Origin of the sequence: Mycobacterium sp. WUMAC-067 (assembly GCF_020217485.1) — a bacterium.
In the GTDB taxonomy this organism is placed as follows: Bacteria; Actinomycetota; Actinomycetes; order Mycobacteriales; family Mycobacteriaceae; genus Mycobacterium.
This window is the reverse complement of sequence record NZ_JAEKMI010000020.1, coordinates 1-14,383: the sequence shown is the minus strand read 5'-3', so window position 1 is coordinate 14,383 and position 14,383 is coordinate 1. Positions and strand designations below refer to the sequence as shown.

The window sequence follows — 14,383 nt, the reverse complement described above, 5'->3', positions numbered from 1 at the left end:
GATCACTCCATCCCGGCTCGGCCGGGGGTCCAAAAGGGTTTGGTGCGTATTTGGCCTCGGTCACAACCACGTTCGGTGGTCAGGATTTTGCGCAAGGTCTGGACGGTGCGCGCCTCGCCGGCGAGGTAGGCGACACCGGGATAGGCGGGCAGCGGGAGGCTACGTAGGGCGTCGGCGAGCACGGCAGAGTTCGCGGCTGGGGCGTCACCGCGCTCGACCCGGGTCAGGGGGGCGGCCAGGGGAAGGTGGTCGGTGTCGGTCGCGGCCTCGATCACGCCGTAAACCTCGGCGGTTGGGTGCAGAGATCGAAGCATCGCGGCGAACGCGACCGACGCGGTTTCTTCGCCGGCGAACACGTGGTAGGGCGCGTCGCGGCGGATGACGAATTTGCCCTGGGGCCGGGTGAACTCGGCATGGTCTCCGACGGAGGTGGCCGTCGCCCAGCGTCTGGCGGGTGTCGCGCCCTTCGGGTGACCGTCGTGGTCGACCATCACGATGTCGAGCGCGCCGAGGTCGGGGTCGACGTTGTAGATGGAATACGCGCGTAGCACCGGGTACGGGCGCAGCCGCAGAACGCAATCACGCAGACTCGCGACCTGCAGCCGGACATGCTGACCCGGCGTCCAGGTCAGTCCCTGCAGCCGCGGGCCGCTGAACCTGATGCGGCGCATTATTGGTGTCAGCCTTTCGATCTCGCTGACCGTTGCCGAGAGGAAAACAGCGTCTCGCAGCGTGCTGATGAGCGGGAAACGTTCGATGAGTGTGGCCACGAAGCACTCCAAAAGGTTTTCGGTGGTCGACGGTTGGGCGCCGGTCCGCTCAGTAGTTGTTGCAGGTGCTGAAGACGCGCTGGACGAGGTCAAACTGCTGGTCAGCGCCCGGCTGGCCGGCCAGCATCTGGGCCATCTGCTGGCGTTGACTCGGCGGCGAGGCGAGGAACTGACGCAAGAAGGAGACGCTCTCCGGCGAAGAGTTGAATTGCGCGGCGGCTTGCGGATCCGCCGCCTGCAGCGCCGAGATCACCTGCCCGTAATTGCAAGTGGTGTTGACGAAAGGAGTCAGGTCCCGGTCGGCGGTCGCGAGGCCGGCCCCGGCGGTCAACGACAATGCCAGGCCGCAAACCCCAATAGCGAATCGGGTCAACGATGGCGTGGCCAATTGGACACCTCCTGAACCGGAGTGAACTCGAGGTGCAATTCCTTGAGGCGCCTGAACAACAGGGTGCGGTCCCAATTGAGCCGACGAGCGCCGGGGGGACCGTGCTCGGCCTCTGAAAGCCGAATGTCGCGCATCCGGGCCAGGATTCGTTCCAGGCTCACGCGCACTTCGGCGCGCGCAATGGGGGCACCCGGGCACGTGTGAACACCACGGCCGAACGCCATGTGATGCAATATGTTGGGGCGGTCGAGGCGGAATTCGTCCGGATCGTCGAACCGCCGTGGATCGCGGTTTGCCGCACCGTTCATCACCAGTACGCTGGTACCGGCTTGCACATCGAGGTCGCCGATCCTGGTGGTGCGCCGCGCCAGGCGGAAATTCGATTTGATCGGACTTTCGAAGCGCAGCATCTCCTCGATAAAGGCGGGAATCTTTGAATTGTCGTCGCGCAGCTGCTCTTGCAAGTCCGGTCGCTCCGCCAGCGTGAGCATCGACAGACTCAGCAGGTCGATCGTCGTGCCGTGGCCGGCGGCGTACATGAAGGTGGCAACGCGGGCGACGTCTATCGCGTCGGGTGTCGTGCCATCGGGAAACTTTGCCAGCGCAAGCTCGGTGAGGATGTCGTCGCGCGGATTGCGTCGCCGTTCCTCGACGTACTCGACGAACCACTCCTCTTTCACGCCAACAAAACCGCTGCGATCGCCTTCGAGTCTGCTGGCTCGCGCAGCGCTGCGGAATCGCTCGCGGTCGGCCTCGGGTACGTCCAGCAGGTCGGTGATCGCGTCGAGCGTGAACGGGAAGTTGTAGTCGAAGACGATCTCGCACTTGCCCTTCGCGACGAAGCGGTTGAGTTGTTCGTCGGCAAGACGCCACAGGAAGTCCTCGTTGTTCTTGAGCTGCTTCGGCGTGAACAACCGGCTCAACAGCGACCGGTGCGCGGTGTGCTTCGGTGGATCGAACGTGATGAAGTAGTCGCCGAACGTAACCCTCTTGCGGTGCCGCTCGATCACATCCGAGATGTCGTCGCTGTCGGTTTTGGTCGGAATCCCCGACCATGGTCCGCTGACGATATTGCATACCGAGAAGGTCTTCTCGGCGTCGCGCTGCACCGCGAGGGCCTCGTCGTATCCCGACACCATCACCACGCCGTGCGCCGGCTCACGCCACACCGGGCAACGACGGATCGCGTCGTAGTAGTCGTACGGGTCGTCGACGACCGACTTGTCGGTGAAGAAGTCGACGTTCGCGAGTCCGCTCCGAGCGGACTTTCCTGTGATCGTGTGATCAGAAGCCATGATTCAAACCCTTTCAGCCTCACGCCGCGTCCGCGGGCGCCAGCTTTTCGCACAACAGTTCCGCCAGACCGCGAATGGTGCCGATGGCGGCGATGTCGGCGGGCGTCACGCGTATGCCCGTTTCGGTCTGGATGCGGGTAAGTAGTTCGAGGCCGCCCAGCGAGTCGAGGCCGTACTCGGACAGCGGACGGTCGGGGTCGATGTTGCGACGCAGGATCAGGCTGACCTGGTCGGAAATCAGGCGCCGCAGCCGGGTAGGCCACTCGTCCAAGGCCAGCTCCTCGAGCTCGGCACGCAGTTTGCTTGTGCCCGTTGCGCTTTGCCCGCTGGAGCGGAAGGCTTCGGCGAAGGGGCTGCGTTGGGCGAAAGCGGTCAACCACGGTGTGCCCGTTATCGGCGCATAGCCCGTGCACGCGCGGTCGTGGCGCAGCAGCGCTTCCAACGCATAAGCGCCTTCGTCGGGAGCTATGGCGGCGGCGCCTTCGGCCAAGGCGGTGCCGCGCCCTATCTGCGACCAGGCACCCCACGCGATCGCGGTGGCCGGCAGACCCCGAGCCCGGCGCCAGCGGGTGAAGGCGTCCAGCCAGCTGTTGGCCGCGGCGTAGGCACCCTGCCCGGGCGACCCCACCAGCGCGGCGGCCGAGGAGAACGAGCAGAACCAGTCCAATGGCTGCGAAGCGGTCGCGGTGTGCAAATTCCATGCACCGTAAACCTTTGGCGCCCAGTCACGCTCGATGAGCTCGTCGGTGATGTTGGTCAGCGTGGCATCCTCGATCACCGCCGCCAGATGCAGTACGCCGCGCACCGGAAGCCCGGTGGCGGTCGCCGTGGCCACCAAACGCTCAGCCGTGCCGGCCTCGACTATGTCGCCGCACTCCACCGCGACGTCGGCACCGATCGCGCGGATGCGCTCGATCGTCTCCCACGCCTGGGGAGTTGGTTGCGAGCGCGAGGACAGCACGATACGCCCGCAGCCGGCCCCCGAACCAGGCGAAGCCATCTTCTCGGCCAAGAACAGCCCCAGGCCGCCAAGCCCGCCGGTGATGATGTAGGCGCCATCGCGGCGGAAGACCCCGACCCGCTCCGGCGGCACCACGACGCGGCTGCGGCCGGTGTGCGGGACATCGAGCACGAGCTTGCCGGTGTGCTGGGCGCCGCTCATCGCCCGAATCGCGGTGGCGGCGTCGGCAAGCGGGTAGTGCGTGCTTTGCGGCATCGGCAACGAGCCGTCCGCGGTGAGCCGGCACACCGTGTTCAGCAAGTCTCGCAGCCGGTCCGGGTGGCTGAATGACATCAACGCCAGGTCAAGGGCGTAGAACGTCAGGTTGCGCCGGAACGGGAAGAGCCCCAATCGGGTGTCGCCGTAGATGTCGCGTTTGCCGATCTCGACGAATCGTCCACCGAATGCCAGCAATTCGATGCCCGCGCGCTGGGCGGCGCCGATGAGCGGGTTGAGCACGATGTCCACGCCATAGCCGTCGGTGTCACGGCGTATCAGGTCGGCGAACTCTACGCTTCGCGAGTCGTAGACGTGCTCAATGCCCATGTCGCGCAGTAATTGTCGACGTTGCTCAGTGCCGGCGGTGGCGAAGATCTCGGCACCCGCGGCCCGGGCGATGGCGATTGCCGCCTGTCCGACCCCGCCGGTCGCGGAGTGGATCAGCACCCGGTCACCGGACCCGATTCGGGCCAACTCGTGCAGCCCGTAATAGGCGGTGGCGTGCGCGGTCGTCACCGCCGCCGCCTGGTCATCGGCCAGGCCGGCCGGCAGCGTGACAGCCAGGCGCGCGTCGCAGGTGAGGAAGGTACCCCAGCAACCGTCGGCGCTCAGGCCCCCGACGTGATCACCCACCTTGTGGCCGGTCACGTCCGGTCCGACCGCGGTCACCACGCCGGCGAAGTCGGTGCCCAGCTGCGGTAGCCGACCCTCGAAAGCGGGGTAACGGCCGAACGCGACGAGAACGTCGGCGAAGTTGATGCTGGACGCGCTGACCGCGACCTCGATCTGTCCCGGTCCCGGTGGAACGCGGTCGCAGGCAACGAGTTCGAGTGACTCCAGATCGCCGGGAGTGCGGATCTGCAGCCGCATCCGGTCGCACTCGTGGTTGGCGACGGCGGTTTGTCGCTCCTCGGGGAGCAGTGGAGCAGGGCACAATCGCGCGTGGTACCACGCGCCGTTGCGCCAGGCGGTCTCGTCCTCCTCCGACCCGCAGAGCAGTTGCTGGGCCAGTTGCTCGGCATCGGTGGATTCGTCCACATCGATCTGGCTGGCGCCCAGATGCGGGTGTTCCATGCCGATCACGCGAACCAGGCCGCGCAGCCCGGCCTGCCCGAGGTTGGGCTCGTCGTTGGACACCACGGTTTGGGCGTTGCGGGTCACGACATACAAGCGCGGCGGTTCGCCAGGAAGGTCCGCCAACTCACGGGCGATGCGCACCAGATGTTGCACGTAGTCCCGGCCCAGAAGCGCACCCTGGTCGTCAGCGTCGCCGTTTTTCGGCCCGGTGAGAATCACCACACCGGTGAATCCATCGGCGCGCAAATGATTTCCGAGCTGCTCCGCATTTGAGATGTGGTCGATCTGCTGCGGCCACGACATCGTGGTGCAGTGCACCCCATGGTTTTTCAGGGCGTCGGCTAACGTGCTGGCCCCCACATCCGCGGTGGTGGTAGTGCTGATCAGCAGCCAGCTTCCGGCGTCGGTGTGGTCCGGCTCGGGCAATTCTCGTTGCCGCCATTCGATGGTCAGCAGCCGCTCGGCCATAACGCGATCCTTATTGCCGCTCTCGGACGCGCTGGCGCCCACTCGCAGCCCCCGCACGGTTACCAGGACTGCCCCGTGCTCGTCGAGCACGTCGATGTCGGCCTCGACGCCGGAGGTATCGGCTTTGGTCACGCGGGTGTAGCAGTAGTGAGCGTTGCGGGCAGCGCTGTAGGAGCGGAGTCGACGGATACCCAACACCAACCCCAGCGCACCTTCGCCCAGGGCCTGGACGTCCGGATGAGCTTCAACGGACTGGAAACAGGCGTCCAGCAGTGCGGGGTGCACGCCGTAAGCCGCTTGTTGCGAGCGGATTTGGCGGGGTAGCGCCACCTCGGCCAGGACGGTGCCGGTCGCCTCCTCGCCGGTGTGGACGTCTCCCAGACCGGCGAACGCGGGACCGTACTGAACTCCGCGTTGGTCCATGCGCCTGCGTACCTCGGCGCCGTCATCGCAACTTCCATGCTCGGCGAGCAGCGCGGGCACGTCATACGCGGGCGGCTGCTCATCCGCTGCGGCCCGGAGGACTGCGGCAGCATGCCGCGTGTGTTCGCCGCCCTGATTCGACTCGACGGTGAATTCGACGACGCCCGGGGAGGACAACGACGCCGAGGCGCCGATCGTGGTCTGCTCATCGAGCAGGAGCGCCTGCTCGAAGCGGATGTCACGAACCTCGACCGTCTCGCCCAGCACGGTACGCGCGGCGGCTAACGCCATCTCGCAGTAGGCGGCCCCCGGAAGCACGACCACATTGCGGATCTGGTGGTCGGCGAGCCAGGGCTGGGCGGCGGTGCCGACCTCGGCCTGCCACAAGTGGCGCTCGGGCTCCTCCTGCAGGTGCACGTGCGAGCCCAGCAGTGGATGTACCGAAACGGTGCAACCACCATGTGGTGGGGAGTCCTGACCGTCGCCGCTCAACCACAGCCGGCGGTGCGTCCAGGTCGGCAGCGGCGCGTCGACGAGCCGCCCGGTCGAATAGAGCACGGAGAAATCGACCGCGGCGCCCGCCCCGTGCAGATCCGCCACAAAGCCCAGCAGCCCGTGCGGAAGCGCTTGTTCGCGACGCATACCGGCCAGTGCGGCGATCGGCATCTCGCGACTGCGGGCGGTCTGCTCGAGGGCGCGGACCAGCAGGGGGTGTGGCGCCAGCTCGGCGAAGACCCGGTAGCCGTCCTCCAAAGCCGCCTGCACGGCCGTGGCGAATCGCACCATCCGGCGCATATTGTTCGCCCAGTAGCGGGCGTCGCAGATTGGCTGCTCGCGCGGGTCGAACAATGTCGCCGAGTAGTAGGGAACTTCCGGCGTCATCGGGCTGGTCTCTGCGAGTACGTCGGTCAGCTCGCCCATGATCGGATCGACCTGGGGCGAATGGAAGGCGACATCGGTGGGGACCTCGCGCGCCATCACATCACGCTGCTCCCAGGCCGCGACCAGGTCGCGAACCGTTGGCGCGGCGCCGGCAATCACCGTGGACTGCGGCGAGGCCACCACCGCCACCACCACGTCGTTGATACCGCGTGCCGTCAGTTCCGAAAGCACTTGCTGCGCGGGCAATTCCACCGATGCCGTGGCTCCGGAACCGGCAACGCGGGACATCAGCCGCGAGCGGCGGCAGATCACCCGCACCCCGTCTTCCAGCGATATCGCACCCGCGACGACAGCTGCCGCGGCCTCGCCGAGGGAGTGCCCGATCACCGCGCCCGGGCGCACTCCGTATGCCTTCATCGTCGCGGCCAGCGCGACCTGCATGGTGAACAGCGTCGGCTGGACCCGGTCTTGACCCGTCACGACCCGCGGCGCCGAAATCGCCTCGGTCACCGAGAATCCCGACTCCCGGGCGATCAGTGGCTCGGCTTGCGCGACGGTGGCGGCAAACACCGGTTCGGTCGCCAGCAGGTCTGCACCCATCGCCGCCCATTGCGAACCCTGCCCGGAGAACACCCAAACCGGCCCGCGGTCGTCCTGTCCGACCGCGGCCGGATACGGAGCATCGCCGTCGGCAACCTCGCGCAGAGCCACGACGAGCCCGGCGCGGCTATCCGCGATGACCGCGGTGCGTACCGGGCGGTGCGCGCGGCGGCGCGCCAGGGTGTAGGCCAGGTCGGGCAACGCCAGATCGTCATGTGCTCGCACCCAGTCGGCGAGCCGGCCGGCGGTGTGGCGCAGTTCATCGGCCGAGGTGGACGACAGCGGGAATATCAGCGGTTCCGTCGTCGACGATTCGGCCTGGGATACACCGGTTTTCACAGCCTGTTCGGGTGCTCGTTCGACGATGGCGTGCACGTTGGTTCCCGACAGGCCATACGACGACACCGCCGCCCTTCGTGGGTGGTGCCCGTTGGTGACCCAGGGTGTAGTCTCCTGCGGCACAAAGAGTTTCGTATCGATTTTGGCTAGGTCATCGGGTAACCGGGTGAAGTGCAGATTCCGGGGAACCACACCATGCTGCAGCGCGAGGATCGCCTTCATCATCCCGAGCGCTCCGGAGGCCGCCTGCGCATGGCCGAAGTTGGTCTTCACCGACGCCAGCGCGCAGGGGCCCTCGACGCCGTAAACGGTGGCCAGGCTGGCGTATTCGATCGGGTCACCCACCGGGGTGCCGGGCCCGTGCGCCTCGACCATGCCAACCGTGCCGGCGTCCACACCGGCGGCGGCCAAAGCCGCCTGATACACCGCGGTCTGCGCGGTCTTCGACGGGGTGGCGATGTTCACCGTATGACCGTCCTGATTTGCGGCCGTCCCGCGCACCACGGCAAGGATCCGATCACCGTCTCGTAGCGCGTCGGACAACCGCTTGAGTAGCAGCATCACGCTGCCCTCGCCGCCCACGAACCCGTCGGCCGCGACGTCAAACGCGTGGCAGCGTCCGGTCGGCGACAGCATGCCCTCGGCTGACCCCGCGGCGAACTTCCGCGGGTCCAACGCCAGCGTGGCGCCACCCGCCAGGGCGAGGTCGCTTTCGCCCTCGTGCAGGCTGCGGCAGGCCAGGTGTATCGCCGTCAGGCCGGACGAACACGCGGTGTCCACAGTCAATGCGGGGCCGTGGACCCCCAGCGCGTAGGCGATGCGCCCGGACGCCAGGCTGAAGTTGCTGCCGGAAAAGCCGTACGCGCCCTCCACGGAGTGGGCGTCGGCGGCCAGCAATTGGTAGTCGCCATGCGTCAATCCCATGAACACACCGGTCAGCGAGTCGGCGATTCGCTCCCGCGTAAGACCGGCGTGTTCCATGGCCTCCCATGAGGTCTCCAAAAGCAGCCGGTGTTGCGGATCCATCGCGGTCGCCTCCCGCTCGTTGATCCCGAAGAACTCGGGATCGAAGCCGGCGACGTCGTCGATGAATGCGCCCCACCGCGATACCGACCGGCCCGGCACACCCGGCTCGGGATCGTAGTACTCATCGGCATCCCAACGGTCGGGCGGGATTTCGGTAACCAGGTCGTCGCCGCGCAACAACGCCGCCCACAACTGCTCCGGCGAGTCGATAGCTCCGGGTAGGCGGCACGCCATGCCGATCACGGCAACAGGAGTGACAGGAACGGTGCCGATCGCGGGCGGAGATTCGGCCGCGGGCGAGCGCTGCATGACGTCGTCGATCGGGTATGTAGTCATTTCGCCTCCTCACAGCTACGGCCGAGCGGCTTGTCCGTTGCGCGCACACCGTCAGGTGCAAATGGAACTCGGAGACGGCGGCCATGCAGGATGAGCGATCGGCTGCCAGAGTCGTCGAACGTATTGATACTCACCAGTCCTCCAAAGTTCGCTTTTGCATGAGCCGAACAGATCGGTGCACTCGCTATTGCTGGCCGGGCGCTCTAAGGCATGGCCCGGAAGGACTCGACGATTTGCATGATCAGAGCGTCGTGGGTTTCAATCCTGTTGTCAGGCTTATTAAGTCGGTAGCGTAGTCAGGGCCGACACATAGAGTGGCGGGCGTAAGGCGACCGAGTGGTGGCCGTGTCTGCCGTAGACGTTTACGCAACCGAAAATAAGGTGCTAGCGAGGATTGCGTTCTGCAACAGTGGTTTTCGTCGAACGCGCCGGCTAGGCGGCTCTGCCGTGCAGCAGCCGCTCAGCGTTCAGCAGATGTAGCCGGCGTAGAGCTACCTCTCCCCTGCGTCGATGGACTCCTTGACTTCCTGCGCGCGGGCCACCTGCGCGGCGGTGTACCCGATCAGCAGCGCCACCCCACCGAGCAGCAAGACCACCCCGGCCAACCACAACAGGCCGTAGGTGTAGCCGCGGTCCAGCGCATGCAACTGCGCGGCGTTCATGGACTTCACCGGACCTACGGCGCCGCCCAGCCGCAGTGTGCGCGACGTGATGGCGGCCTGGATGATGACCAGCACCAGCGGTCCGCCCAAGGTCTGCAGCATTACTGCAATCGCCGAGGTCGGCCCGATCCGGTCGACGCCGACGCTGGCGATCACCGACAGCGTGAGCGGGACGAAGATCGCGCCGACACCAATAGCGCAAACGATGAGCGGCAAAACAAGATTCGGAAAGTACGGCATGCCGCGGTTGAAGGTCGAACCGTACAGCGTCGCGATCAGGATCAGGCTGCCGCTGGCGAGTACCACCACACGCGGCGGGAACCACATCACCAGCTTCGACGCCACACCCACCCCGATGGCCACCCCGATACCGAACGGGATGAAGGCCACACCGGCGCGCAGCGGACTGTAGCCCATGATGGTCTGCACATACATGCCGACCAGCACGGTCAGGCTGAAAAGGACGCCACCGCTGAGGAACATGGCCGCGAACGCGGCCAGCCGGTTGCGGTCGAAGAACAGGCCGAACGGCACGATGGGGCTCTCGGCGGTGCGCTCCGCCACGACGAACGCCACAAGAGCGGCCACAGCCACCAAGCCTGAACCGATCGTGATGGTCGACAGCCACCCCTCCTCCGGGCCCATCGACAGACCGAACACCGCGGCGGTACAGGTCAACGTGGCCAGGACGGCCCCGGTGGCGTCGAGCTTCATCCGCTCCTTCTGGGTTTCCTCCAGCATGATGGCGGCCAGGCAGATCACCGCCAGCCCGATCGGCACGTTCACCAAAAACGCCAGCCGCCACGACACGTCGGTCAGCGCCCCGCCCACCACCAGGCCCAGCACCCCGCCGAGACCCGACATCGCGCCGAACACCCCCGTTGCGACGTTACGTGCCGATCCCCTCGGGAACGTGGTCGCGATCAGCGCCAAATTGGTCGGTGCCATGATCGCCGAAGCCGCGCCGTGCAGCAGCCGTGCCGATATCAGGGTGCCCCCGTCCCAGGCGATGCCGCACAAGGTCGAGGCGAAAGTGAACAGCGCAACCCCGAGGATGAAAGCGCGCTTGCGGCCGATGGTGTCACCCAGGCGGCCACCCAACAGCATCAGGCCACCGAAGGTCAGCATGTAGGCGGTGATCACCCAGCTCCGCCCGGCGTCCGACAAGCCCAGCTCGTTCTGGATCCTGGGCAGCGCGAAGATCGCGACGGGGCCGTCCATCGCCACCATCAGCTGCATGCCGCCGATCGCGACAACCAGGGCGACGAACCGGCGAGACCGCAGCAAAGCCGGCAAATGCCTTTTCGTGGGGCGCAGCGTGGTCGGTTCGACGGACATCTCGAACCGCTACTTCGCTGCGGCGCTTTGACTGAGGATGGCGCCGAAACGCTCTTTGTCGCGGTACGTCGAGGCCCGGCCGAAAAAGTTTTCGAGCCGGAAGAGCAGGTTTCGTACGGTTTGAAAGAGCCAAATGCACGCTCCCACAACGGATCCCCGCCGCTGCGCATCGCTCATTGCCACGTTGCCGAGCAAATCATAATCGATTCTTTGCATGGAACCTGGCCCTCTTTGTGATGCCGACTTGTCCGAATCCTGGAAAGCGCTTTCGGTGCAATCATTCTGCGCGCGCACCTTCAGGTTCTAAGAGAATCTTGAGTTGTTGGCCATACAGGACGAGCGATGCGGGGTCCATCATTTCTTGGTGCCTACAGTCGACCGGGTATCTGTTTATGTCGCCCGTGACATAAGGACGCCAACTTTGCAGAAGAGGAGGCGAACTCTGATCGCCCTCGTCCCCCACAGCGGAAAATATGGTTATATCGCCATCGAAGACACCGGGTTCGTGGCCTTCAGACAACGCCCGATTATTCTCAATGTTCTGAACGCCCAAATCCAGAAGCGGTTTGTACCGAGCAAATTCGACTATTCCTTGTTCGCGAAGTAGTTCTTCAACCCGGTCATAAGTAAGCGGCTCATCCTGATCGGGAAGGTCTATACGACAGAACCGCAAAACCTCTGCTAGCACGTCCTGCTCGTTCAGGATTGGCAGAGTGGCACCGCTATCGATGAAGAGTAAAGCGTCGAGAAGGATAAGGTTTGCGATCGAGCATCCACGTCGCTGGAGCTCGGTGGCAATCTCATGGGCGACAACGCCTCCAAACGACCAGCCGAGAAGGTTGTAGGGCCCGGTAGGATCAACCGCTTGGATCCGATCGGCATAGTTTTTCGCCATATCGCAGATTGACGCAGCTCTAGCCTCGCCATTTTGCGGGTTTTGTTGAATTCCAATGATCGGGCAGTCCAAATAATTACCGAGCGCATAGTACGGCCAGACCAGGCCACTACCGGGATGAATGCAGAACAGCGGATCACCGGTACCCTCCTTGAGGAACTCAACCGGGACTACTTCCACCTCGGTGGCACCTTGACCTAACTGCTGGCTCAAGCTCCTAACGGACGGCGCGTGGAACAATGTGCGCACTGCGAGGTTCGCATCCAGGCTGGCGTTGATCGCGGCAATCAGGCGCATTGCCGATAGTGAGTCTCCGCCCAAATCGAAGAACGAGTCATCGACACCGACCCGCTCGAGCCCGAGGACTTGGGCATAGATGGCGGCCAGGATCTCCTCGGTGAGGGTGGCCGGGGCACGATACCGATCAACATCGGTGTATTCCGGTGCCGGCAGGGCGCGCCAGTCCAGTTTGCCGTTGACCGTCAACGGCAGCGCGTCGATCACCACCACCGCCGCTGGCACCATGTAGGCGGGGAGCCGCTGACCCAACCGGGCACGAACATCGGCCGGGTCGGCGGTCCCGGTGATATAGCCGATCAGGCGCTTGTCACCGGGGCGGTCCTCGCGGGCGATCACGGCCGCCTGCTCCACCCCGTCGAGTGCGGCCAGCGCCGCGCGCACTTCACCGAGTTCGATGCGGAACCCGCGGACCTTGACCTGCTCATCGGCGCGTCCCAGATACTGCAGCTGCCCGTCGGCGCCCCAACGCACGAGGTCCCCGGTGCGATACATCCGTGTCCCTGGCGGCCCGAACGGGCAGGCCACAAACCGCGACGACGTCAACCCGGCCCGGCCCACATAGCCAATACCGACCCCGGCGCCGGCCACATACAACTCCCCGACCACCCCGACCGGCACCGGACGCAACCACTGGTCCAGCACGAACAACGCCGCGCCCGGTAACGGCGAGCCGATCGGCGGCACCCCCGAACCCGCGGCCAACGGCGCACTCCTGGACACACACACCGTGGTTTCGGTTGGGCCGTACTCATTGACCATCACCCGCCCCGGCGCCCACCGCGCCACCACCTCGGCCGGGCACGCTTCACCGGCCACCAGCAACGCCATCGACTCCAACCCCTCATGGGGGAGCATCGCCACCGCAGACGGCGACTGGCTTAATACACCGACCTGTTCAGCAACCAGCAAGGCGTGCAAGTCTTCCGGCGAGCGTGTAGCCGACTCGGGCACGATCACCAGCCGCCCGCCGTGCAACAACGAACACCAGATCTCTTCCACCGAGGCGTCGAAGGCCAAGGAATGCGACTGCGCCCACGAGTGTGCCTGCAGGTGGATATCCGGCGACCCGAACAGCTGGGTGACGTTGTGGTGGGTGATGGCCACGCCTTTGGGCACACCGGTGGTGCCAGACGTGTAGATGAGGTAGGCGATGTGGTCGGGAGCCGGCGCCGGCAGTGCCGTGCTGGGCTGGGCGTCGACAGCGGCGTCGTTGATGTCGATGACCCGCAGGTCGTACCCGTCAAGCCGGTCTGCCAGCTCGGTGGTGGTGATCGCAGCGATCGGCGCGGCGTCGGCCACGACGAATTCGATGCGCGCGTCGGGATGCGCGGGATCGATGGGCAGGTAGGCCGCCCCGGCCTTGAGCACCGCCAGTATCGCCACGACCGCCTCGGCGCAACGGTTGAACATGAGCGCCACACACTGCCCCGGGCCCACCCCATGACGGGCCAACAAGTGCGCCAATCGGTTCGACGCCTCATCGAGCTCTCGATAGGTCATCGAGTGGCCTTCGAAGGTCACCGCCAGCGCTTCGGGCGCGCGCGCGACCTGAGCGGCGAACACCGCCGGAATCGACAGCCCCGTCGCCGGCTGGGTCAACACCTCCCGGTTACCGGTCTTGTCCAGGTGGGCGTGCTCGGCGGCATCCAACAGGTCAACCGACGACAACCGCTGGCTGGGATCGGCGGTCATGGCCATCAACACCCGCTGCAGCCGTTCGATCAGCGCCTCGATGCTGGCCGCGTCGAACACATCGGTGCGAAACTCCACCGACCCGCCGATTCCGGCGGGCTCACCGCCGGAATTCCAGCGTTCGCCCACCGTGAATGTCAGGTCCATGCGGGCGACCTGGGTGTCCGCCGCCAGCGGTGTGACCTGCAGATCACCCAAGGCCAACCCGGCGGGGACCCCATCCTCCCGCGCGATGTTCTGCCAGGCCAACACCACCTGCACCAACGGGTGATGGGCCAGGCTTCGGGTCGGGTGGAGCCGCTCCACGAGCACCTCGAAGGGCACATCTTGGTGCTCGTAGGCGGCCAGGCTCCGCGCCCGCACCTGATCCAACGTTTCGGTGAAGCTGGGATCGCCGGCCAAGTCGACCCGCAACACCAAAGTGTTGACGAAAAAGCCCACCAACCCATCGAGTGCGGGATCATCACGGCCGGCGATCGCGAATCCGACCGCCACATCACTGCTGGCGCTGAGCTTGGCCAGCAGCACCGCCAGGGCAGCCTGGATCACCATGAAGCTGGTCGCGTTGTGCTCGCGGGCCACACTGCGCACCCGCTGCTGCAGCTCGGCTGGCCAATCCACGACCACACTGGCGCCGCGGTAATCGGCCACCGGCGGATAAGGTCGGTCGGTC

At 65.7% G+C, this 14,383-nt stretch carries 7 protein-coding genes; all 7 read right to left on the bottom strand.

What is annotated here, in order from left to right:
- Positions 1-2 precede the first annotated feature (2 nt).
- Entirely contained in the window at positions 3-770 is a 768-nt protein-coding gene (locus tag JF781_RS15620; protein ID WP_225326886.1) for a siderophore-interacting protein, read from the bottom strand.
- A 49-nt stretch (positions 771-819) separates the two neighbouring features.
- Positions 820-1,158, bottom strand: coding sequence for a hemophore-related protein (locus JF781_RS15615; protein ID WP_225326887.1), 339 nt, complete (start codon positions 1,156-1,158; stop codon positions 820-822).
- Positions 1,140-2,453, bottom strand: a complete 1,314-nt coding sequence (locus tag JF781_RS15610) for a cytochrome P450 (RefSeq protein ID WP_225326888.1) — start codon at positions 2,451-2,453, stop codon at positions 1,140-1,142. Before JF781_RS15610 ends, JF781_RS15615 begins: the two co-directional genes overlap by 19 nt.
- 19 nt (positions 2,454-2,472) lie before the next feature.
- Positions 2,473-8,823: a sulfolipid-1 biosynthesis phthioceranic/hydroxyphthioceranic acid synthase gene (gene pks2, locus JF781_RS15605; protein ID WP_304621385.1), complete on the bottom strand. Its 6,351-nt coding sequence runs from the start codon at positions 8,821-8,823 to the stop codon at positions 2,473-2,475.
- Between the two features lie 491 nt (positions 8,824-9,314).
- Positions 9,315-10,823 (bottom strand): MFS transporter, encoded by a 1,509-nt coding sequence (locus JF781_RS15600; RefSeq protein WP_225326889.1) that lies wholly within the window; start codon positions 10,821-10,823, stop codon positions 9,315-9,317.
- Between the two features lie 9 nt (positions 10,824-10,832).
- Positions 10,833-11,117 (bottom strand): hypothetical protein, encoded by a 285-nt coding sequence (locus JF781_RS15595; RefSeq protein ID WP_225341279.1) that lies wholly within the window; start codon positions 11,115-11,117, stop codon positions 10,833-10,835.
- The coding region (locus tag JF781_RS15590) for a non-ribosomal peptide synthetase (RefSeq protein ID WP_225326891.1) at positions 11,101-14,383 on the bottom strand (3,283 nt) is incomplete at its 5' end. The genes JF781_RS15590 and JF781_RS15595, both read right to left, overlap by 17 nt.